At 64.1% G+C, this 21,166-nt stretch carries 17 protein-coding genes; 8 read left to right on the top strand and 9 right to left on the bottom strand.

What is annotated here, in order from left to right:
* Positions 1 to 101: 101 nt before the first annotated feature.
* The gene (locus SH412_RS20180; protein ID WP_336519820.1) at positions 102 to 3,143 is read left to right on the top strand and encodes a VWA domain-containing protein; all 3,042 of its coding nucleotides are present in this window, start codon (positions 102 to 104) and stop codon (positions 3,141 to 3,143) included.
* An 81-nt stretch (positions 3,144 to 3,224) separates the two neighbouring features.
* Entirely contained in the window at positions 3,225 to 4,235 is a 1,011-nt protein-coding gene (locus tag SH412_RS20175; protein ID WP_336519819.1) for an AAA family ATPase, read from the top strand.
* Positions 4,236 to 4,594: 359 nt separating this feature from the next.
* Here SH412_RS20175 and SH412_RS20170 read toward each other — a convergent pair whose 3' ends face one another.
* The 3 genes from SH412_RS20170 to SH412_RS20160 form a co-directional block, all read right to left on the bottom strand.
* Positions 4,595 to 5,878 (bottom strand): rhomboid family intramembrane serine protease, encoded by a 1,284-nt coding sequence (locus SH412_RS20170; protein ID WP_336519818.1) that lies wholly within the window; start codon positions 5,876 to 5,878, stop codon positions 4,595 to 4,597.
* 89 nt (positions 5,879 to 5,967) lie between these two features.
* On the bottom strand, positions 5,968 to 8,193 hold the full coding sequence (locus tag SH412_RS20165; protein WP_336519817.1) for a prenyltransferase/squalene oxidase repeat-containing protein: 2,226 nt from the start codon (positions 8,191 to 8,193) through the stop codon (positions 5,968 to 5,970).
* On the bottom strand, positions 8,193 to 8,612 hold the full coding sequence (locus SH412_RS20160; RefSeq protein WP_336519816.1) for an ExbD/TolR family protein: 420 nt from the start codon (positions 8,610 to 8,612) through the stop codon (positions 8,193 to 8,195). The genes SH412_RS20165 and SH412_RS20160 overlap by 1 nt, the downstream gene beginning before the upstream one ends.
* Before the next feature lie 442 nt (positions 8,613 to 9,054).
* Between SH412_RS20160 and SH412_RS20155 the strand changes: the two genes are divergently transcribed.
* The 5 genes from SH412_RS20155 to SH412_RS20135 all read left to right on the top strand — a co-directional run bounded on the left by SH412_RS20155 (position 9,055) and on the right by SH412_RS20135 (position 14,658).
* Positions 9,055 to 10,227: a sialidase family protein gene (locus SH412_RS20155; RefSeq protein ID WP_336519815.1), complete on the top strand. Its 1,173-nt coding sequence runs from the start codon at positions 9,055 to 9,057 to the stop codon at positions 10,225 to 10,227.
* A 145-nt stretch (positions 10,228 to 10,372) separates the two neighbouring features.
* Positions 10,373 to 10,627 carry a hypothetical protein gene (locus tag SH412_RS20150; protein ID WP_336518717.1) on the top strand — a complete coding sequence of 85 codons (255 nt, stop codon included), beginning with the start codon at positions 10,373 to 10,375 and terminating at the stop codon, positions 10,625 to 10,627.
* Between the two features lie 88 nt (positions 10,628 to 10,715).
* Positions 10,716 to 11,966, top strand: a complete 1,251-nt coding sequence (locus tag SH412_RS20145) for a hypothetical protein (RefSeq protein ID WP_336518718.1) — start codon at positions 10,716 to 10,718, stop codon at positions 11,964 to 11,966.
* 605 nt (positions 11,967 to 12,571) lie between these two features.
* Complete coding sequence (locus tag SH412_RS20140; protein WP_419555821.1) at positions 12,572 to 13,873, top strand: IS4 family transposase; 1,302 nt, start codon at positions 12,572 to 12,574, stop codon at positions 13,871 to 13,873.
* A gap of 191 nt (positions 13,874 to 14,064) precedes the next feature.
* The gene (locus tag SH412_RS20135; protein ID WP_336519813.1) at positions 14,065 to 14,658 is read left to right on the top strand and encodes a transposase; all 594 of its coding nucleotides are present in this window, start codon (positions 14,065 to 14,067) and stop codon (positions 14,656 to 14,658) included.
* On the opposite strand, the gene dnaB is transcribed toward SH412_RS20135, so the two are convergent.
* The 6 genes from dnaB to SH412_RS20105 all read right to left on the bottom strand — a co-directional run bounded on the left by dnaB (position 14,628) and on the right by SH412_RS20105 (position 19,414).
* Positions 14,628 to 15,983: a replicative DNA helicase gene (gene dnaB / locus SH412_RS20130; protein ID WP_336519812.1), complete on the bottom strand. Its 1,356-nt coding sequence runs from the start codon at positions 15,981 to 15,983 to the stop codon at positions 14,628 to 14,630. The genes SH412_RS20135 and dnaB overlap by 31 nt on opposite strands.
* A gap of 254 nt (positions 15,984 to 16,237) precedes the next feature.
* On the bottom strand, positions 16,238 to 16,741 hold the full coding sequence (gene rplI / locus SH412_RS20125; protein WP_336519811.1) for a 50S ribosomal protein L9: 504 nt from the start codon (positions 16,739 to 16,741) through the stop codon (positions 16,238 to 16,240).
* Positions 16,742 to 16,858: 117 nt separating this feature from the next.
* The gene (gene ssb / locus SH412_RS20120; RefSeq protein WP_336519810.1) at positions 16,859 to 17,368 is read right to left on the bottom strand and encodes a single-stranded DNA-binding protein; all 510 of its coding nucleotides are present in this window, start codon (positions 17,366 to 17,368) and stop codon (positions 16,859 to 16,861) included.
* Positions 17,369 to 17,441: 73 nt separating this feature from the next.
* Complete coding sequence (gene rpsF / locus SH412_RS20115) at positions 17,442 to 17,891, bottom strand: 30S ribosomal protein S6 (RefSeq protein WP_336519809.1); 450 nt, start codon at positions 17,889 to 17,891, stop codon at positions 17,442 to 17,444.
* Between the two features lie 191 nt (positions 17,892 to 18,082).
* A complete protein-coding gene (gene pth / locus SH412_RS20110; protein WP_336519808.1) occupies positions 18,083 to 18,736 on the bottom strand; it encodes an aminoacyl-tRNA hydrolase in 654 nt (217 codons plus the stop codon).
* A 27-nt stretch (positions 18,737 to 18,763) separates the two neighbouring features.
* A complete protein-coding gene (locus SH412_RS20105; RefSeq protein WP_336519807.1) occupies positions 18,764 to 19,414 on the bottom strand; it encodes a 50S ribosomal protein L25 in 651 nt (216 codons plus the stop codon).
* 381 nt (positions 19,415 to 19,795) lie between these two features.
* On the opposite strand from SH412_RS20105, the gene SH412_RS20100 reads away from it, so the two are divergent.
* Positions 19,796 to 21,136, top strand: a complete 1,341-nt coding sequence (locus SH412_RS20100; protein WP_336519806.1) for a PhoH family protein — start codon at positions 19,796 to 19,798, stop codon at positions 21,134 to 21,136.
* Positions 21,137 to 21,166 lie beyond the last annotated feature (30 nt).

Here is a 21,166-nt window from a genome sequence, read left to right as displayed (position 1 = left end):
TCGCACGGCTCGCTTGTCAGCCAGCGCGTCGATCTGGTTATGCTGTTCAGTGTCGCTGCGTGGCGTGGTCGCCCGTTCTCACTTCCCGGTTTCCAATACCGATGTCCGCCTCTCGTCGTCCCCGGCGTCGATTCGCACGGCTGCACAGCGCGTGGCAGTCAGTCTTTCCCCGTCCGCGGCAGCCCATCACGTGGCGCAGCGCCTGGCCTGCAGTCGCCTTTCTTGTGCTGTTCGCTGTCGTCTGCGTGCTCCTGGAACGCGGCCATGTGCTGATGTTCGCCCGACCGTGGCGGCTGGGATTCGCCGTTCTCGGGGTCTGGGTCTGGTGGATGTACGCCGCCGGCTGGTCCGGACTCCCGCGCATCCGCGGAGCGATTTCGTGCGGCCTGCGGCTGGGACTGCTGGCCGTCCTGGTGATGGTGCTCGCCGAACCGCGGGCAGTTCGCACGCGCGATGTCCTGTCTGTCGTCTACCTGATGGATGTCTCCGACTCCATCAAGAGTGAAAGCGCCGACCAGTCCTTCCGGTACATCACCTCCGCGATCGAGAAGAAACCCGGCAAGGATGAAGCCGGGCTGATTGTTTTCGGCAAGACCCCTGCCGTCGAACTGCCGCCTCGACAGAGTTTTCCCTTCGACAACGCTCTGAACACGCAGGTCGACCGTGGTTCGACGAACGTCGAGCAGTCCCTGTCGCTCGGGGCGGCGATGCTCCCCGAGGACAACCAGGGCCGACTCGTCCTCCTCAGCGATGGCGTGCAGACCGAGGGGAACCTGTCGCGGATTCTCGACGACCTCAAGTCGCGGGGCGTCGCTGTCGACGTTCTCCCGATCGACTATTCCTACGATCACGAAGTCTGGCTGGAACGCCTCGAACTGCCGGGGGCGGTCAAGCTGGGCGAGAAGTACGAAGCCGCCGTCATCCTCTCGGCAATGAGCGCCGGCGAAGGGGTGCTCAAGCTGCGGGAAAACGGCGAACTGATCGGCGAGGCGCCGATCAAGTATCAGGAGGGAAAGAACCGCTTCACATTGCCGATTTCCCTGCGAAACGCCGGCTACTACGAGTACACCGCCACCATTGAAACGGATCGCGATCAGGACAGCCTCGCGCAGAACAACACCGTGCTGAACTACATCTTCGTCGAAGGAGCCGGCAAGATTCTGCTGGTGACCGACCCGCTGGGAGACGAACGGGACTGGAAGAAACTCGAACAGGCGATTAAGGAAGGCGAACGGGCGGTTCAGATGATCGGGGCGGACGAGTTTCCGCGCGACGCGGCGTCGCTGCTCCCCTACGACGCCGTGATCTTCGTTAACGTCGCCCACGATCTGTTCGACGCGATCCAGCTCCACTCCCTCAAGGAAGCCGTCTTCAATTATGGCTGCGGCTTTCTGATGGTGGGCGGACCGAACAGCTTCGGCCCGGGAGGCTACCATCGGACCGCGGTCGAAGAGATTCTGCCGGTCTCGATGGATGTCACCCATAAGAAAGTCCTCCCCAAAGGGGCGCTGGCGATCATTCTTCACACCTGCGAATTCCCCGAGGGGAACACCTGGGCCAAGCGGATCACCAAGCAGGCCGTCAAGGTGCTGGGCGCCCAGGACGACGTCGGCGTGCTGATCTACGGACCGGGCGGAGAGGACTGGGTCTTCAAACTGACGCCAGCCGGCAAATACGACGAACTGGTGCCGCTGATTAACTCCGCGGAGCCGGGAGACATGCCCAGCTTTGCCCGGACAATGCAGCTTGGGCTCGATGAGCTGAAACTGAATGACGCGTCGTCCAAGCATATGATTATCATCTCTGACGGCGACCCCCAGCCACCCCCGCCGCCGCTCGTGGCGGATTTCATCAAGAACAAGATCAGCGTTTCGATGGTGGCGATCTTTCCGCACGGCGGGAACGATATTTCCGCGATGCGCGGCATCGCCACGTCGACCGGCGGACGTTACTACTTCCCGCAGGATCCCAACCAGCTCCCGGCAATTTTTATCAAGGAATCGAAGACCCTGAAGCGGAGCATGGTGCAGCTCAAGCGGTTCACCCCCGAGGTGGGCTTTGTATCGCCGGTCCTGAAGGGGATCGACGGACTGCCCGAACTGGGGGGCTACGTCATCACGACCCGCAAGCCGCACCCCGCGATGGTCGTTCTGGAAGGGCCGCAGGAAGAAGGGGAAGACGAAGGCTCCGAGCGCGACCCGATTCTGGCAATCTGGCAGCACGGTCTCGGCAAGACCGCCGCCTTCACATCGGATCTTTCGCCGAGCTGGGGCGCCGACTGGACCCGCTGGGGCAAATATCAGGCGTTCGTGACGCAGCTCCTGACCGAAATCTCCCGCGTCCGCAAGGAAGGCCATCTGCGGATGTCGACCTACACCTCCGGCGGCGACGGCGTGATCGTCATCGAAGATTTTCACACCGAGGAAGCGTTTCTGACGGTCAACGCACGAGTCACCGGACCGGGGCAAAAGGTCGAAACTCTGGCATTTCGCCAGGTCGGCCCCAGACGCTATGAGGCCGCCTTCCCGCTCTGGGGGCACGGGCGCTACCATGTCACCGCCCAGGGGACGGGCGGCGAGCGGAGCGACAACGTCTTCGGCGGATTCGTCGTCTCCTACTCGCCGGAATACCTGCGGTTTCGCTCGAACCGAACGGCCTTGGCGGACATTGCCGCCCGTACGGGGGGGCGGGTTCTCAGCGGCGACCCGGAAAAGGACAACGTCTTTGCCACAGACCGGGAATCCCGCCGCAGCACCCGGCCGGTGTTTGACTGGTTCCTGATGGCTCTGGCGATCCTGCTGCCGCTGGATGTGGCGCTGCGTCGAGTTCAACTGGACTGGTCGACGATCAAGAGCTGGGTCGGGCTCGATCGCCGTCAGACGTCGACCGCGACGATGGGGACGCTGCTGCAACGGAAAGAAGCCGTCGCCAGCGAATTGCGATCAAAACGGGAAGAACGACCATTCCAGCCCCCGCCGGCAGGCGCGCCGCCGCCTCGGCCGACCGGCAAGGCTGCGGCGACGCCTGAATCTCCGCCGCAGCAGGCTGAAACGCCCCCGACCGGAGAAGGCGGGAGCGATAAGCCGACATCCACGACCGAGCGTCTGCTGGCGCTCAAGCGCAAGCGGGATGAACCGAAGTAATCGTCCTTTACGAGATTTCGACGCAGTCTCATTCGACACCGCCTTACTTGCCGGCTGCATGCCGGATCGTTGGAGAAGAAGATGGTCGCGACACTTGAAGAGGCTCAGCTCCTGCAGGAGGAAGCCCGCCAGTTTCAGCAGGATTTTCTTGCCGCTCGCGAGGCCATCGGCCGTGTGATCGTCGGCCAGGGCCGCGTGATCGACGCCGCCCTGATCGCGGTCTTTGCCGGAGGGAACCTGCTGCTGGAAGGGGTCCCGGGACTGGGCAAGACCGAGCTGGTCAAAGCCCTCTCGCGAGTCCTCGATCTCGATTTTCGGCGCATTCAGTTCACTCCCGATCTGATGCCCGCTGACATCATCGGCACGAACATCATGTCGAGCGACGACCACGGCCGCTACCAGTTCGAGTTCCGCAAGGGGCCGATCTTCACGCAGTTGCTGCTCGCCGACGAAATCAATCGCGCGTCCCCCAAGACGCAGTCCGCCCTGCTGGAAACGATGCAGGAAGGCTCCGTCACGACCGGCGGCGTCATCCATCAGCTCAAACAGCCGTTCTTCGTCCTCGCGACGCAGAATCCACTGGAACAGGAAGGAACCTATCCGTTGCCCGAAGCGCAGCTCGATCGGTTCATGTTCAAAGTGGTTGTCCCCTTTCTCAATCGAGCGGAGCTCAACGACGTCGTCAGCCGGACGATTCTCAAGTCTCCCGTGGATCTGTCCAAACTGCTGGACTCCGACCAGATTCTGCAGTTCCGCAAGACTCTGGAGAAAGTCGTCGTCACGGACGCCGTTCGGGACTACGCCGTCCGGCTGGTCCTCTCGACACATCCGGACTCGGAGTTCGCCCCCGAGCGCGTGAAGCAGTTCGTCAAGTGGGGCGCCAGCCCGCGGGCGGCCCAGGCGCTGATCCGCGCGGGACGCGTCCGGGCCCTGGCAGACGGTCGTCCGCACGTCGCCTTCGAAGACATCCGTTCGTTCGCGAACGAAGTCCTCCAGCACCGCGTCCTCCTCAATTACGACGGCCAGGCCGAGAGCCTGAATCTCGGCGAACTCGTCCAGGAATGCGTCCGGTCATTGCCCGAGACGGCTTGAAGAGACGGATTTCCCGCAGAGCCGCAGAGAGTATGAGGAGGCCGCAGAGAAGACCCAGATTTTCACGCGACGGGTGAAATATCGAATGACGAAGGCGGAATGTCGAAACGAAGACCGCCGTGATCCAGAAATACAGAGACCGATTGAGAACGCAGCAGCCTGACTCTGGCGATCAGCAATTCGCGATAAGCCTTCTTCTCTGGCTTTTCCCTACTCGCTATTCCCTGTTCGCTTCTTCAACGAAGGCGGAATGTGTCGGCCAAGTGCTGAGAGACATGTGCCGTTTGACGAAAACAATGCTCGCGCAGCAGCTTTGCCACTGACAACTGACGACGGACCACTGACCCACCTCGTGCAACCTACATCGTCCGGCCTTCAACCGCGCTCTCGGGCGAATCGGGATCCACAGCCGGCAGTTTTCCGCCACGCTCCGGGCGGGTCAGCTCCGGGAACGAGAGGTCGATCCCCTGGTTCAACCGAAAACGTTGCAGCTCCGTTTCCGAAAGCGCATCGTCCGGCGCGGGTCCGTCGCGCGTGATGCGGACGCTCCGGGGCGGCTGCTTGAGGAGCTCGCGGATCGCGGGAGCCCGATCGCCGAAGATCGCCGCCAGTTCCTCGACCCCCTGGGGCTGCGAGACCGCCCACCGCCACCACAATTCACGCGCCTGTTCCTGCAGACCGGCGTTCGAAGGATTCGCCTGCACGCCCTGCAGGGCAGTCGTCCAGGCCAGATCAGGACGGCCGGTGCGGAACTGCAGCGCCGACAGCTCGCGCCAGGCCCCCGGCAACCGGGGATCCCACGCAACCGCCTGAGCGAACTGGTTCTCCTTGAGGGCCGGATCGGTCTGGCGATCCGCCACAAACCAGTGGTAACGACCGTTCCAGAACGGATGGCACGCCAGCCACCACGCGGGAACGACCAGCGCATGGGCCGCGATCAGGCCGACGACCGCCATTTCCCGGCGGGCGGGGCGGACGGTCGCAACCCAGCCGACCAGAAATCCGTAACCCAGTCCGACGAAATGGGCCAGATTGGCGAACGACACAATTCCCAGCGACGTCAGGACCACTCCGAGAACCAGAAAGCCGACGCCCCCCTGGATCATCGAATCCGTGAGCTCGTCCTGTAATTCGCGGTCGTCCTTTCGCAGCGCCCAGAGCGCCCCGAAAATCGCGCAGATCACCCCCGAATACCCGATCGCATTGTTTCCGATCAGAAACTCCGGCAGCAGCGAAACGGCCGCCGCGCTCAAAACGAACAGCCCCATCCACAGCGCGACGAACCGGCGTTCGAGCCAGGGACTCAGAAACCAGACGGCCGACAGATTGCAGAGCAGGTGGATCAGGTCGCCGTGATGGAACGAGCAGGCGGGAATGCGCCACCACTCTCCGTTCCACAGATCGAGCGGGCCGAAGAATTCCGGCTCGATCACGCGGATCTCATGGCCGTCGTCCAGCACGCGGACCCGCGACGAGACCGCCCCGAGGCGGCGCTGCAGTTCCGAGGAATCGCCACATCCGAACAGCGGTCCCCCGTGCGTGTATGCGAAAACGACCACGCACAGCGCAATCGAAATCGTCGTGACGGGAAACTCCCGCCACTTCAGTCGCAAGGAAAAATTGTCGGTACCAGTGGGAGCCATCGACTCGCTCGCGGATGAAACGCCGTCCGATTGTCGGCGAACCGCTGAGTCTAGCAGAACCGCGGCCCCGATTGGACCGAACGCAGGGGCTACTGGGGTTCGCGCTGCTGATGCAGCGGCAGGAACCGGTAATAAACCTCCAGCGACAGCGTGCAGAACGTCGTCGAATACAGCCGGCCCCCCAGCCCGCCCCACGGATCGACCGGATCCCACGTCCCCGCCATCGGCCCCGTCTTCCGCTGCTCGGAAATCAGCGAATCCCGCAGCGCGTCGTTCCACTCGTTCCAGGGCTGCCCGCCGTGCTGGAACATCGACAGCGTGCCGTAGTACCAGTAGTAATAATTGGGCGCGGAACGCTTCGGCAGGTGTTCGAGCAGGAACTGCGAAGCCTCGCCGCTGGCCTGCGACGTCCGCCGGAGGCCGTACATCTGCTTGCAGAACCACGCTTCCGCAGTCATCGCGGGACGGGGAGGATCGCTGTCGCTGAAGTACCCCGCCAGCCCGCCGTTCCGGTCCTTCTGTCCCCGCGCGTCGCGGCTGCGGTCGCGGAGAAACTCGAACATCCCCCGCTGCGTCGCCACCGGGGCCTCGATCCCGGCCATGCCGGCGCTCTTGATCGCCATGAGCTGCCAGCCGAACATGCTCATATCGCTCCGCTTGTCGTTGCTGTACCGCCAGCCTCCGTCCGAATTCTGCATCAGCGAAATGTAGTGGACCGCCCGCATCACCGCCTGTCGCAATTCGGGCCGGCCGTTCGGATCCTCCTGCATGCCGACCGCCTCCGCCAGCGCGTAAGCCGCCATCCCGTGAGAATACATGGCGTCGTAGTACGTCGCCTTCCCCCCCAGATAGCCGTCTTCGCGCTGCTGCGAGATCAGCCAGTCGACAGCCTTGTTAATGACTTCCGTGTACTGGCCTTCGTCCTGGGTATACCCGGCCCCCAGGAAGCAGAGGATCGCCATTCCGGTCAATCCCGTGTCCGCCTCTGTGCCGCTCCCTTTGCGGTCGTGTCCCTCGGGATCCTTGGCCTGGAAACCGCCGCCATGCTTCGACGAATCCCAGAAGCCTTCCGGTTCCTGGTTTTTCGCCAGCCACAGCAGCGCCAGCTCCACGGATTTCTCGGACGACTCGGTCCCGCCGTTCTTCACCGCCGACTGCAGCCGCTTCTCCAGCCGCCGGAGCTTGTAGGTCTCCGCCGGATCCTGCGTCCGGGCCGGCGACATCGCCGGCCCCGTCGACCGGACGACCTCCGGGGCGACCCGTTCGGTCGACGGGAGCGTCGATCTCGCCGCCCGCGAAGCGATCAGCGTTTCCTGCGGGACCGTTGCGGGATCGGGCGCGGACGTCGACCGGGCGGGATCGGGCAGCGGCATCTCCGACGGCCTGGTCGGCTGCGGAGTCGATCGCGTAAAACGGGATGCGCTGCTTTCCGGCGTATTCGTACTCGTCGCCCGATCGCCGTCCCCGACCCCCAGATCAGGCGTCGGCGCAGCCGCCTGGCCGGCTTTGCGCTGGATCATGTCCGCCTCAATTCCGAGCGCCTTGGGAATCGAATCGTCCTCAGTCTGCGTCAGCGGAATGGTGAGAGCCGTCGGATCCAGCGTCGCCTGATCCATCCGCTGCGCAGCGCCGCGCGACGGCAGCAGTTCCGGCACGTCGAGCTCGGGCCTTGGACGCTCCTGACGCTCGGGTCTGACAGACAGCGACGGGAGCGATGAGGCGGACGGCAGCGATGGGGCTTCGGCTTCCAGCGTGGCTGCCGGGAGCGGGCGGTTGCGATCGACCGAGGCCAGCAGTTCGGGAGTCGTCGGTTGCTCCGGCGGACGGACCGGCATGGGGAGTTCCGGCCGCTCGAACGGCGCTTCGGGCGCTCGCGGCTCATCGGTCTGCGGTAAGTCCATCTCCTCGGGAGGCCGTTCGATGCGCGCGACCTGCAGTTGCGGGACGTCCAGCGGACGCTGCCAGACCGGAGTGGTTCCCGGCTCGTCGTAGGGCTGAGGTTCGTCGCTCTCCAGGAAGGCCCGCTGAAGCGGAGTAATGACGTCCTCTTCCTGGACCGGGGCAGGTCGATGGAGCCGGGACTGCTCCGCCACCGTGGCCCAGCCAAGTCCAAAACAGCAATGCAGCAGCAGCGAGAGCACGAATGACTTTGCCAATGCATGCCGCTCGCCCCAGCGGGTGCTCAGCATCGTCAGCAACTGCACCGTGGCGAAGATCGAGCAGCCGACCAGGGCGCCGCGCAACAGCATCGTTCCCGTAGTGGCCTCGGGACCACCCGAAATCAGCAGCGCCAGACGGTTCAGCCACTCCGGCATCAGGGAGCCTCCCCGAGCGGTCGATGCGCCAGCGAAATATTGCGAATGCCCGCCCTCCGGCAGGTCGACATCACGTCCATCACCGGTTGATAGCGCCCCTCCCCGGCCCCGCGAATCACCACCATCTGATTTGGATAATTCTCCCGCGCCCGGATCAGCGACTCTTCCAGCGCCGCCAGGCTGAGAACCTGATTGCTCACGGAGATCACTCCCTCCGCCGTCAGGTTCACCACGATTTCGTCGGGCTGTTCGGTCAGTGGCGCGGCCTCCGCGACCGTCGGCAACTCAATGTCGTATTGCCGTTCGTCCGACGAGAACTGAGCGCCGACCATGAAGAAGTAGACGAGCAGCAGCACGACGTCGAGCATCGACGTCAGATTGATCGTCGGTTCTTCAAGCTCGGGAGTTTTGAGCGGCATGCCGGCGACCTCTGTGGCCCTGCAGGACGAGGCGCAAACCCCCAGCCCTCCAGGTGACTCCGCATGATAACACATCGCCCGGAAACGCCAGACCCCGGAATTCGACCGGCAGATTCTGCCGGTCATGAACACATTCGAGAACGTGCATGGAATCCGGGAGGATGACACGCGTCGGCCCGAAGGCAGTCGAGAGTCTAGAGATGAATGTCGAGAGCCAGCCAAGCCAACTGTATGCAGCCCCTCTCTCTCTAGCGACTCGCCATTCTCTGTTCGCAACTTCAACAAATAACGCCCAAACGGGCAAACTTTCTCTACGGACCACGGTCCACTGACAACTGACAACTGACAACTGACCAATCTCCCCGGTTCGCTCCGGGCGGATTCTTGCGGTATCTTGCAGCGGACATTTCCCGAGCCCACCTCTCCTGCGGGATCGACCGCCATGATTCGCATGTTCAGTGTCGTCGGCCTGCTGTTCGTCGCGTCGGCCGCCGGAGCGGCCGAGCCGGAGTTCTCATCCGAGCTGATCTTCCCCCTCAATCCACGCCACAACCATGCCCCCGGGGTCGCCGAACTGGCGGATGGTTCGCTGTTCGTGACGTGGTATCGCGGCTCGGGAGAGCGAAAGGCCGACGACGTCGAAGTCCTGGGGGCCCGCCGCCCGGCGGGGTCGACCACCTGGAGCGAGGAGTTCCCGATCGCCGACACCCCGGGCTTTCCCGACTGCAACACCTGCCTGATGGTCGACGCGCGCGGGCGACTCTGGGTGTTCTGGCCGGTCATTCTGGCGAATACCTGGGAATCGTGTCTGACGCGGTTTCAGGTTGCCGACCAGCCGGTTGGAACAGGCGCGCCGAACTGGAGTCGTAGTGATTTCATCCTGCTCAAGCCGGCTGACTTCGGCGAACGCGGGCGGGCTGAACTCGATGGCCTGGTGGCAAAGCTGCCGATCCCGCCGACCGGTCAGCTCAAGGGGGCGATCGACGACGCCCGCGTCAAACTGGGGGACAAGCTCTACCAGCGTCTCGGCTGGCAGCCGCGCTGCAAGCCGACCGTCCTCCCCTCGGGCCGGATCCTGCTCCCGCTCTACAGCGACACGTTTTCGATTTCCCTCATGGCGATCAGCGACGACGAGGGACAAACCTGGCATGCCTCCGAGCCGCTGCTCGGCTTCGGCGCCATTCAGCCGGCGGTCGTCCGTCGGAACGACGGCACGCTCGTGGCCTACATGCGCGAGAACGGCCCGCTCAACAAAATCCGCGTCTGCGAATCCGCCGACGAGGGCGAAACCTGGGGACCGGTCGGCACGATCGACCTCCCCAATCCCGGCTCGGGACTCGACGCCGTCCGACTGCAATCCGGAGCGTGGCTGCTGGTCTACAACGACCTCGTCGAGGGACGACGGAGCCTGGCGGTCTCACTCTCGGACGACGAGGGGAAAACCTGGTCGCACACCCGGCACCTCGAACGGCAGGAGTCCGGGCAATACCACTACCCGGCGATCATCCAGGCCAAAGACGGCCGAGTTCACGTCGTCTACAGCTATTTCGTCGAAGGCGGCAAAAGCATGAAGCACGCTCAGTTCAACGAAGCCTGGGTCCGCGCCGGAAAATGAGCGGATCGTTGATCGCGAATCGCCAGAACCCCTCGTTCCCAGGCTCCGCCTGGGCTGCGCGAAATCCGTCGTTTTCAGGGGCAATTGGCCTCGGCGAATCGTCGCGTTTTTGTTCCACTGGGCTTTTTGTTCAAGGAGGAACGTCATGACCTGCGAAACCAGCGAAACAGCCGTCGCCCGGTATTCGTCGCCGGCGGGCAAGTTGGTGCGGTTCTTCGAGCGGAGTCGCAATCGGTGGAAGGCGAAGTCCGGCCAGTGGAAGCGAACCTGCAAGCTCCTGCAGAACCAGACCCGCGCCGTCGAGAAGAGCCGCGCGATGTGGCGCACGCGGGCCGCCGCGGCCGAACGCCGCGCGGCGGACCTGGAACGTGAGATCGCCGCCTTAAAATCCGGGCGCTGACCGGGTCGCCGACGCAGCCCCTGGCCCCCTCCCGGACGCCGTCCGACCGGCCCATCATGCGTATTCGGCAGCGGCCATCGGCCTGACGTTGCAGTTCTGTCTGGCCGGAGCGGTCAGCTTTCGCGGCTGCCGGGCGGTGGTCGAACTGCTGCGGGACAGCCTGCCCCAGTTCCGGGGGGCTCCTGCGGCCAATACTGCGGAAGCGTGGCTGCTGCGGCTGGGACTGCACGAGTTGCGGCGGCCCAAGGAATTCGCCGCCGACTGGGTGTTCCTCGTCGACCACACGCTGCAACTGGGGTCGCGGAAGTGTCTGGTCATCGCGGGGCTGCGATTGTCGGCGTGGAAAGCGCTGACGGCGCCGCTGACGCACCAGGATCTGACGCTGCTGGCGCTGCAGCCGGTCGAAAAATCCAGCGGCGAGATCGTCCAGCGGCAGCTCGCGGCTGCGGCCGGGCTGGTCGGCGTGCCGGCCGCCATCCTCAGCGACGAGGGTTCGGATCTTCTCGGCGGCGCTCAGCGTTTCCGCGAACAGCACCCGACGACGCAGGTGCTGCACGACATCGCCCACAAGACGGCGATCGTGCTCAAGCACGAACTGCTCGCCGATCCGCGGTGGATCGCGTTCGTCAAACACTGCGGGCAGACGCAGCCACGGGTGAAGCAGACGGAACTCGGACACCTTGCTCCCCCCACGCAGAAAGTCAAAGGGCGTTACTTGAACTTGGGGCCGCTGATCGGCTGGGGCGCCCGCATGCTGCGGCTGATCGACACGCCCGCGGCCGAACGTCCCGCGGGTCTCGACCTGACGCGGCTCGAGGAGAAGTTCGGCTGGATCCGCGACTTCCGGGAGGCGCTCGTGGACTGGAACGACTTGCAGGCGGTCAAGGACCACATGCTGGAGTTCCTGCGCGTGGCGGGCTACCACGCCGCCGCCGGCGAGACGCTGCGCCGGCAACTGGAGACGGTGGCCCGAACGCCTGCCGGTGAGCGTGCGGCGGCGCGGCTGGTGGAGTTCGTGAGCGAGCAGTCGAGCGGCGTGCTCCCCGGACAGAGTCTGCCGGCCAGCAGCGAAGTGCTGGAATCGCTGATCGGCAAGGGCAAGCGTTTGCAGGGCCAGCACAGCCGCGGCGGCTTTACGAAACTGATTCTGGGGATGGCCGCGTCGGTCGTGCGGATCAGCGAGGAAAAGATCTGCGAAGCCCTGAACGCCGTGCGGCATCGCGACCTGCTCGCGTGGATCGACGACCACTTAGGCAAGTCGCTGACAGCCCAGCGCCGCCAGGCCCTCCCCGTCCTTCCAGGAACAAAAGCCGGATCAACCGGGACCGCCAACAATTGACGATTTCGCGCAGCCCAGGCTCCGCCTGGGAACGCACTCTTCAGACGCTCCGCGTCCTCTTCTTCTTCGCCTTCCGGCTTCTCCTCACTCACCACTCCCCACTCACCACATCTTCGATCTTCTCCTCCCCATCCACCATCCACTAACCACAATCCACTCCAGCCTTTACAACAATCCGCGCAACAAACCCCCTATTTATGAAGGGGTCAAGGAAGTGCACTCGTGTCTGCGGACCTCCGCAGGCGTCCGGAATGACCCCTTCACCCGGGCCTGATCAGGGCCCAGCGACGGGCCACTCGCAAGAGTGGTCCGAGGGGCGCACCCCGTGTGCGCACAGCCTCGACGTCGAGCTTTTCCCGTTCACCCGGCCGCAAGACCGGCGAACCTGATCAAGTGTTTGAAACGCCGGGACTTCCACCGGTGCAACATCACCGCCAGACGGACTCCGGCGGGGAGAACGTAAAAAACTCCCCCGCCGGAGCCGATCGCGGTACGTACGGTGGGCGCCTTTTTGCTTAGGGCAGGCTCCCGCCCAATCTCGTTCGGCACGCTTTTTGCGCAGGCCGATTGAGATTGTAGTCTTTCTCCCTGCGGAGGGAGTGGCGATGGCGGAGAAGGGGCTGACGGAGGAGGAGCGGCGGGAGCTGATTGGTCCTTTGGCCGGGACCGTCCTGCTGCGGCGCATCTTTCCGCTGCTGCAACGATTGGCTCCCTGCGGGACAGAACGCGACACCGCTCGCAACCGGCAGCTGTTCTACAGCCAGTATGCCGCGCTCCTCCTGATCGGCTTCTTCAACCCCGTTCTCAAGTCCGCCCGGGCGCTCGTCGCAGCCTCGGGACTGAAAAAGGTCCAACAGCTCGCCGGCGGGCAAAAGGTCTCGGCCGGGGCCTTCTCCGAGGCCTCGTCCGTCTTCGATCCCTCGCTCCTGGAAGGACTCGTTCACGAACTCCGCCGCCAGTTCGCCCGGCATCAGTTCCGCGTGAGCCGCAGCGGTCGGCTGGGACGCCTTCCCAACCCGATCGTCGAACGTCTCGTCGCCGTCGACGGGACCGTGCTGTCGGCCTTGCCGCAGATCGCCGCCCGGCTGGGACGCGGTTCTCAAGGCCAGTGGCGGCTGCACACCCAGCTTCGCATTCACGACCAGAGGGTCGTGGCCTCGACCCTCACCGAGGAGCCGGCCAAAGGGCCGCACTCCGAGCGCGCCGTCACGCTCCAGCAGATCCAGGCCCGCGAACCGCAACCCGCCGGTGCGCCGGGAGACCTTTATATTCTGGACCGGGGCTATCGCTCGGCCGTGGTGTTCAACGAACTGGTCGAAGCCCGCTGCGACTACGTCTGCCGGCTCAATCGCGGGGACGGTCGCGTGGTCGAGGGACCGGTCAACGACGCGAACGGTCATGCGGTTCAACTCCCCGCGCTCACCGAAGCCGATCGCGCCGCGGGGGTCGTGGCGGATGAACTGATCGCGCTGGGCGGCGGCAGCGGAGCCAGTCCCGCAAGAACCAATCACGTCGTGCGGCGGATCACCGTCGAGCCAGTGCCCGGTCGACCAAGTTCGGCAAGGCAGGGGCGGCTTCGCAGCGACCAGACCGGGCGGGAAGGCCTGATCCTGGCCACGACGCTGCTGGATCTCCCGGCCGAACAGGTGGTGCTAATCTATGAATGCCGGTGGCAGATCGAGCTGTTCTTCCGGTTTCTGAAGCAGGTGCTGGGCTGCCAGCAACTGCTCTCGGCGAAGACGCGGGGCGTGGAGATCCAGCTCTACTGTTCGCTGCTCGCCGGGCTGCTCCTGGCCCTGGCGACGGGAGGCCACCTGTCGCGTCGAGCGTATGAAATGGTCTGTCTCTACATGACCGGCTGGGCCGACGACGAAGAACTCCTCGCCGCCTTCCCCCAGCCGCCATAGATTATGCAAGCACCGTGCCGAACGAGATTGGGCCCCCGCCTGCCGTCTTCAGTCTTCAGCCCCGCCAGCGTCTTCTCTCTTCTCTCGATCCACAACCCACCATCCATTCCAACGGCCCGTGCCGCCGCCGTTGATTCTGCGACCGGCGGTTGTCCGGGGGGGCGCGGCGCCTGTGGTCCCTGGTGACGAGCGTGCGCGATCCGAGGCGGCTCAGCGACCGGCAGGTGGCCGAGATCTATCGCCGACGGGGGAGCATCGAGCCGTTCTTGCGGGACTTCACGCAGCCCTGCGGGTGCGGCAAACTGCGGAGCCACAAGGCCGAGCATGCCGCGTGCGAACGGATCTGGTCGCTGCTGGGGCTGCGGGCGCTGCTGCTCTACGCCCGCCAGCCGCAGCCGGAGTCCGACGACGACCCATCGACGAGCGTGGCCCGCGTGCTGCGTGCATTCGGCCGGGCGCCACCGCAGCCGGATCTGCGTCCTGCCGCGGGGAAAACGCTGACGGCACGGCTGTCGACGGCACTCGTCGACCGGTCCGATCGTCGCGACAAACGGAGTCGGGGCTCCCCTCGCAAGCAATACGAACCGCCCGCGAAGCCCCCGCAGATCCCAACCGCAACCGCCGACCAGCGACTACAAGCGCCAACGCCCGCACCAGGTTCGACACGAAAAGGGTTTACCACGCAGCGCGGCATCCGAATTGCGGCCCGTCTGCCCCTCACTGACCGCCAGCCACGGATCACTGATCACTTCTTTCAGAACCCCGGCTCCATCATGTTGCTGTAGTCGGCGAAGCGCATCTGGTCGCGGATCCAGGTCAGATTCACAATGCCGGTGGGGCCGCTGCGGTGCTTGGCCACGACCACTTCCGCCAGGCCAGGGCGGTCCTGGGGATCGTACGCGTCCGGGCGATGCAGAAACATGACGATGTCCGCGTCCTGCTCGATGGCCCCGCTTTCGCGAAGATCCGCCAGCCGCGGCCGCTTGTCCTCGCGCAGCTCGACGCCGCGGTTGAGCTGCGACAGCGCGATCACCGGAACCATGTTTTCCTTGGCGATCCCTTTCAGCCGCCGGGTGATGCCGGCGATCTGCTGCTCGCGCGGCTGCCGTTTGTCCTCTGGTTCGATGAGCTGCAGGTAGTCGATAACGATCACCCCCAGCTTGTCGCGCCGCTTCAGCCGGCGGGCAATCGCGCTGATCTGAGCCACGGTCCGTCCCGGCTGATCGTCGATAAACAGCGGCAGCTTGCTCAGCTCGTTGGAGGCTTCGAGCAGCGCGTGCCGCTCGGCGTCGTCCAGTTCGCCCTTGCGGAGCCGGTGACCGTCCAGCCGGGCGCGAATGCACAAGAACCGCTCGGCAAGCTCCAGCTTCGACTGCTCAAGACTGAAGATCAGCACGCCGGCGCCCGCCTCCGAGGCGATCGCCTCGGCGATATTCACCACGAACGCCGTCTTTCCCATCGACGGGCGGGCGGCAAGAATCACCAGCTCTGTCGGCTGCATGCCGTTGGTCTGGCGATCCAGATCGCTGAAGCCGGTCGTCAGGCCGCTGATCGAGCCGTCCTTGTCGAACCGCGTGTTGATGCGGTCCAGCGTATCCAGCATGATTTCGTCCATGCCGATCTTCTGCGCCGACTCCTGCGACTCCAGAATCTGAAACACGCCCCGCTCGGCCTTCTGCAGCACGTCCTCGGTATCGTCGGTCCCCTCGTAGCAGTCCCGGAGAACCTCGGTGCAGACCTGCGTCAGGCTCCGCTGAATCCAGCGGTCGCGGACGATCTTGGCGTACTCGCGCACGTGGGCCGCGTGCGGAACGGTCTCCAGAATCTCCAGCAGATACGTGACTCCGCCCACCTCGTCGAGCTGCTGCCGGCGATCGAGCTCTTCCGCGAGCGTCACTGCGTCGATGCCGCGCACGCCGTTCTCGTAGAGCTTCAGAATCCCCGTGTAGATGAGCTGGTGCGCATCGCTGTAGAAGTGCGCGGCGATCAGCGTATCGGCGACCTCGTCGATCGCATTGTTCTCGAGCAGAATGCTCCCCAGCACGCTCCGCTCCGCGGCCAGATTCTGCGGCGGGAGCCGACCTTCAAAAGCGTCCGACGTCCGTGCCATGCCCCGTCCTTTGGCGAATGTCTTCTGATCCATGCGTGCCCCGAAGAAGCGAGAGATGCTGCGGCCCCGGCGGCCAAACGCCCCGGGGTCTCGCGAAGACGCTCCAGCCCCGGTCAGCCGACCCGTGTGCCGGCGAACTACCCTACCAAGTCGACGCGGCCGCTCAAGAACTTTCGAGCGCAATCCGCCAATGCAAATCGCCCGCGGACTGATGCCGCGGGCGATCGTGGAAATCTCGCGAGATTCTGCGGGATCTACTTCTTGGCGGCCGGAACCACCCAGACCTTCACCTCGGTCTTCACTTCCGGATGGAGCTGCACACGCACGGTGTACATCCCCAGTTCCTTGAGCGGTCCATCCAGCTTAATGTGATCGGTCTCGACGGCGTAGCCGGCGGCCTTCAGGGCCTTGCTGATGTCCGGACCCATGATTGAGCCGTACAGGTGGCCTTCCTCGTTCGCGTTGGCTTCGAGGGTCACGCTGTACTTGCTGATCGCGTCGGCCCGCTTGACCATATCGGCCATCCGCTGCTTGCGGAGATCTTCGATCTGCTCGCGATGCCGTTCCACATTCCGCTTATTCATGGCGGTGGCGACCGTCGCGAATCCTTGCGGAATGAGATAGTTCCGGGCATGGCCGGGCTTGACCTTGACGATCTCCCCCTGCTTGCCAAGGAATTCCACGTCTTCAGCCAGAAGCAGTTCCACCTGACGGGAAGTGCGGGGCATGCCGGATGCGGTGACGTTCTTGCGAGCCATGATTTCTGTCTTTGGTGATTGGTGATTCGTTATTTATAGTCAGTTGATTGGTGTTTGTGATGGTCGGCGGTCATGGAATCCGTCCTGGCACTCGACTCCAGACTCTCGTCTCTCGACTTAAAATGGAACTTCGTCATCCGGCGGACCCCCGCCGTACCCGTAATCGGAAGTGCTGTCAGAAAACGATTCGCTTCCCGCGTCCTGCGGCTGTTGCTGCTGCGGAGCTGCCGGGCGTCCGGAATCCCGACGCTGTCCGCCGCCGCCGCCACCCTGACCGCCGCCGCCATCGCTGCGGCTGCCGAGCATCTGCATCGACTCACCGATCACCCGCAGCTTGCTGCGCTTCTGACCGGTCTCCTTATCGTCCCACGTATCGAGCTGGAGTCGACCTTCGATCAGCACCGGCCGGCCCTTCGCGAGGTATTCCCCCGCCACTTCGGCCTGCCGCCCCCACAGCGTCACGTCAACAAACGTCGTCTCTTCCCGGCGGGAATTGGTCTGCTTATCGAACCACTGCCGACTGACAGCCATCCCGATTTCCGCCACCGCAGTCCCGCCAGGCGTGTAACGCACCTGCGGATCGCGAGTCAGATTGCCGACGAGAATCACTTTGTTGAAACTGGCCATGAGGTGTGCTCCCGTTGCTGTGACTCACACCACAGCCGAACCCATCGGCCCGGCTGAAACTCGATCGCCACATTTAGCGATCCCGGTCTCCGCGATCGCCGCGATCACCCCGATCCCGGTCGCCACGCTCCGGACGCTCCCCTTCAGGACCGCCGTCCCGCTCCTTCTGCTCGGGACTGTGGATCGTGCCGTCGTTCTGAGTGAGGGCCTCGACCATCGCGTCGAAAATCACCGGGGGGTGACGGATCACCAGGTGCCGCAGGATCGACTCGTTCAGCTTACCCAGCCGATCGAGCTCGCCCATCTGGCCGCCGTCCATCTTGAAGCAGGTGAGGTAGTACAACCCCTTCCGCTGCCCCTTGATCGGATAACACAGCTTTCCGTCCTGCCACGGACGGGAAGCCACGATCGTCGCACCACAACGTTCGAGCAGACTCTGCAAACCCTGCTGCACGCCGTCGGGGTCCGACGCGAAGCGGTTGCTGTCCAGAACGAACATTCCCTCGTACATGTACTCGGTCAAAATCTATTCCTCCGCAATCCCAGTCCGCCGGTCTGCTGGCAGCCGGTGGATTTCGCCTGTTGTAACCGATTTCTCGTCAAATGCAACGCCGCACTTCGCCAACCGTCTCTCGGCCGGCCCGCCGGCGGATTGTTCACTCATTCTCCGGCGGCTGTCAGTCTCCGTCGCCGTCTGTCTGCCCCGATTCCGACCTATTCGCTCTTTCCCGACGACTTCGAACCATTGTCGCCCGGTTGATTGTATCGGTTCATCGCCGTTGTCATCCCGTCGTTCGCCCACACTTCCGCCGCATCGGCGGCGAGCTGCAGCGAAACGTCGATTAACTCCTGCTCATCCCGGCGAAACTGACTCAACACGTAGTCGGCCGCGTCCATCTGGCCGGGCGGACGCCCGATTCCAAATCTCAGCCTGGGCACCGCGTCGGAACCCAGCGCCTTCAAAATGTCCGCCAGCCCCTTCTGTCCGCCCGCCGTCCCCGACGCCCGCAGCCGGAGCTGGCCCGACGGCAGATTCAAATCATCACACACCACCAGCACGTCTGACGGCGCCGTATGGTAAAACTTCACAATCTGCTGCACGCTTCGCCCGCTCAAATTCATGAACGTCTGCGGCGCAACAAGCAGCAGCTTCTCCTGACGACAGACAATCTCGATCAGCTCGGCGTCAAACCGCGTCTTCGCCCGGCCCCCCTGCCAGCGCCGCGCCAGCTCCGCCAGCACCTCGAAACCGATGTTGTGTCGTGTCCCCGCGTACTTCTGTCCCGGATTTCCCAGCCCAACCACGATCTTCATGTTGAGCAGAGCCCCGCAGACCAGCCACCCTCCAAAGATTTCCGCGCCGGTCATGCCGCCACGGCCGCACCCGTCGACGGGCTACTTCTTCTTCGGAGCATCTTTCGAGTCGCCGGCTTCGGCCGCCTTCTTGCCGACAACTTCCGGCTCGGCAGCCCCCATCTCGCCGCCCGCATCGTCCTTCACCTGCACCTGGATCACATGCACGACGACCGTATCGGCGGGTACGCGTACGTGAATCCCTTCCGGGATCTCCAGATCGCTGACGTGAACCGTCTGGCCGAGCTGCAGATTGCCGATCTTCACCTGAATGCTGTCCGGAATCAGGTAAGCCAGGCAGTCGATCGACAGCTTGTGCAGCGGTTGTTCGAGCATGCCGCCGGACATGACGCCCGGAGCCGTTCCCTTCAGTTCGATCGGCACTTCGATCTGAACGCGCTCGTTCGGGTCGACGCGGAACAGGTCGATGTGCGTAATGTCGATGCCGAAAGCATCCCACTGAATCTCGCGGACAATCGCTTTGTCGTGGCGGCCGTCCAGCTCCACGTCGACGACCTTCATGCCGTCGAAAATCAACGGTCGCAACACGCGGCTCTCGATCGAAATCGGTTCCGGCGTGGCGTTATGGCCGTAGACATTCCCGGGGACCAACCCCTGACTCCGCAGCCGTCGACAGGCCGCCGACCCCAACTGAGAACGCTTCTGCACGACCAGCTTGGCTTCTCTCGCCATGGCGCTCGATGCCTTTCCACTCGACTCAAAAAATTCTAAACGCCGTCCGCTCGAGAGACGCCGGACCGCGGTTGCTCTCAGAAGCGTGCTGCAACTGGTTGAATCCCGCGGATTCCAGTCGCTGCAACTCATTGGCTTGGCAGGAATTAGGCTCCGTGCAGGCGGATAATCCACCCGGCGCAGGAGCCAGCCCGCCAAAACCGGAACGGGAGAGTCTATCGCAGGGCCGGGCGGACTGCAAGAAAGCGGCACAAGGACGAACGTCGTGCGCCGATGTTCACCGACTCTTCACCAATGGTCTTGACGCCTCGATTCCCGCAGGGGTAGGGTGGTTTTCGCGACGAACGGATCACGTCTCGCCCAACAGACATGGAGGTGCCGATGCCCGAAGTCCCGGCCGTTCAGACCAAACTGTTCGTGCTCGACACCAATGTCATTCTGCACGATTCTGGTTGCTTCCGGAACTTCGAAGACAACGACGTCGTCATCCCCATCACCGTCCTGGAGGAAATCGACAAGTTCAAAAAGGGCAACGACGACATCAACTTTCAGGCCCGGGCGTTCGTCCGCCAGCTCGATGAACTCACCGGCGACCTGGTGTCGCCCGAGGGGGTGCCGCTCGGTCCGGGACTCGGGTCCATTCGCGTCGTCCTCGGCGGCGAGTTCAGCGATCAGCTTCGCGAAGCCTTTCTGTCGGATTCTCCCGACCACCGCATTCTCAACACCGCCCTCACGCTGCAGCGGAACGAAACCTCCCGCCCCACGATCCTCGTCACCAAAGACACCAACCTGCGGATGAAGGCCAAGGCGCTGGGCCTGCCCGCCCAGGATTACAGCACGGACAAAGTCGAAAGCGTCCAGAAACTCTACACGGGCCGCCGACTGATCACCGACATGCCCTCCGAACTGGTCGACGCGTTCTACGCCGGCATGAGCGGCCGGGTGCCGCTGAGCCAGGTGCCGCAGGTGACCGAACCGGTCGCCAACGAAAATTTCATCCTCCGCAACGGGTCCAAGTCGGTTCTGGCCACCTACAAGGCCGCGGACCAGACGCTGCATCGCGTGGAGAAAACGCCGACCTACGGCATCATGCCGCGCAATTCCGAGCAGGCGTTCGCGCTGCGGGCGCTCACCGACGACGACATCAAGCTCGTCTCGATGACGGGGAAACCCGGCTCCGGCAAAACGCTGCTGGCCCTTGCCGCCGCCCTCGATTGCCGCCAGCGCTACCGCCAGATCCTGCTGGCCCGTCCGGTCGTCCCCCTCAGCAACCGCGACCTCGGCTTCCTGCCCGGCAACATCGAAGCCAAGCTCGACCCCTACATGCAGCCCCTCTTCGACAACCTGACCGTCATCCGCCACCAGCTCGGCGACAGCGAAGCGTCGCAGCGGATCCAGGATATGCTCGAAAACCACAAGCTCGAGATCACCCCGCTCGCCTACATCCGCGGCCGGAGCCTGCAACGGGTCTTCTTCATCGTCGACGAAGCGCAAAACCTCACGCCTCACGAAGTGAAGACGATCATCACGCGGGCCGGCGAAGGAACCAAGATCGTCTTCACCGGCGACATCCGCCAGATCGACCATCCCTATCTCGACTCCCGGTCGAACGGGCTGAGCTACCTCATCAGCCGGATGGTCGGCCAGCCGATCTACGCCCACATCTCGCTCGAAAAAGGCGAGCGCTCGGCCCTGGCGGAGCTGGCCAGCGAGCTGCTCTGAACGTCCCGGACAGGTGATTGCGGCGACTTC

Source organism: Planctellipticum variicoloris (assembly GCF_030622045.1).
Classification (GTDB): domain Bacteria; phylum Planctomycetota; class Planctomycetia; order Planctomycetales; family Planctomycetaceae; genus Planctellipticum; species Planctellipticum variicoloris.
This window is presented reverse-complemented; position numbering and strand designations above follow the sequence as displayed.

Coding starts and splice junctions, on each gene's coding strand:
- SH412_RS20180 (WP_336519820.1), top strand. CDS start 102: ATGTCCGCCTCTCGTCGTCCCCGGCGTCGATTCGCACGGCTGCACAGC.
- SH412_RS20175 (WP_336519819.1), top strand. CDS start 3,225: ATGGTCGCGACACTTGAAGAGGCTCAGCTCCTGCAGGAGGAAGCCCGC.
- SH412_RS20170 (WP_336519818.1), bottom strand. CDS start 5,878: ATGGCTCCCACTGGTACCGACAATTTTTCCTTGCGACTGAAGTGGCGG.
- SH412_RS20165 (WP_336519817.1), bottom strand. CDS start 8,193: ATGCCGGAGTGGCTGAACCGTCTGGCGCTGCTGATTTCGGGTGGTCCC.
- SH412_RS20160 (WP_336519816.1), bottom strand. CDS start 8,612: ATGCCGCTCAAAACTCCCGAGCTTGAAGAACCGACGATCAATCTGACG.
- SH412_RS20155 (WP_336519815.1), top strand. CDS start 9,055: ATGATTCGCATGTTCAGTGTCGTCGGCCTGCTGTTCGTCGCGTCGGCC.
- SH412_RS20150 (WP_336518717.1), top strand. CDS start 10,373: ATGACCTGCGAAACCAGCGAAACAGCCGTCGCCCGGTATTCGTCGCCG.
- SH412_RS20140 (WP_419555821.1), top strand. CDS start 12,572: ATGGCGGAGAAGGGGCTGACGGAGGAGGAGCGGCGGGAGCTGATTGGT.
- dnaB (WP_336519812.1), bottom strand. CDS start 15,983: ATGGCACGGACGTCGGACGCTTTTGAAGGTCGGCTCCCGCCGCAGAAT.
- rplI (WP_336519811.1), bottom strand. CDS start 16,741: ATGGCTCGCAAGAACGTCACCGCATCCGGCATGCCCCGCACTTCCCGT.
- ssb (WP_336519810.1), bottom strand. CDS start 17,368: ATGGCCAGTTTCAACAAAGTGATTCTCGTCGGCAATCTGACTCGCGAT.
- pth (WP_336519808.1), bottom strand. CDS start 18,736: ATGACCGGCGCGGAAATCTTTGGAGGGTGGCTGGTCTGCGGGGCTCTG.
- SH412_RS20105 (WP_336519807.1), bottom strand. CDS start 19,414: ATGGCGAGAGAAGCCAAGCTGGTCGTGCAGAAGCGTTCTCAGTTGGGG.
- SH412_RS20100 (WP_336519806.1), top strand. CDS start 19,796: ATGCCCGAAGTCCCGGCCGTTCAGACCAAACTGTTCGTGCTCGACACC.